Here is a 544-nt window from a genome sequence, read left to right as displayed (position 1 = left end):
CTGTCAATTATACTGTTAATTGGACCTACGCCGCCCAACTCCTTGAATCAGCTGGGCTTTATAAGAAGGGTAATCAATGGTACCTACCGAATGGAACACCATTAACATTGACACTATATGTCAATACTTATTCATCATCGTGGGACCTTATAATGAGCGAGGTTGCTGAACAATTAGCATTATTCGGAATACCGACTAAGATCATAACAATGGAGCCAGGGATATTCTACCATTTCCTCTTTGCTGGTGAGCTTCCAGGTGTTGGCGGTGGTATTGAGTGGCTTTTCGCAGGCTTTAATAAGGGTTCATATGAAGCATTGTGGACTTACTATGATTACCCAGCCGGTGCTGCCCCATTACTCTTAATCTTCTGGGAATATAGCAATGTATCATACCCATTCGCCTACCCAATAACCCAGGATAATCACATTACTGGGTGGTATTGTCAGCCTCTTGTACTTTCGCAATTATCGATACCTAATGCAACTGTCGTATCATGCATTAACTCAACATTCGGCTACATAAACTTAACAAACTATGATAG

General features: G+C 41.5%; 1 pseudogene. It reads left to right on the top strand.

Going from position 1 to position 544, the window contains the following annotated elements:
* A pseudogene (locus ACP5L5_RS11855) lies at nt 1-544 on the top strand (ABC transporter substrate-binding protein); the annotation flags it as partial.

The organism is Vulcanisaeta sp. (genome assembly GCF_049966235.1).
In the GTDB taxonomy this organism is placed as follows: domain Archaea; phylum Thermoproteota; class Thermoprotei; order Thermoproteales; family Thermocladiaceae; genus Vulcanisaeta; species Vulcanisaeta moutnovskia.
The sequence above is the reverse complement of the archived record's forward strand: the minus strand, read 5'-3'. Positions and strand labels throughout refer to the sequence as shown.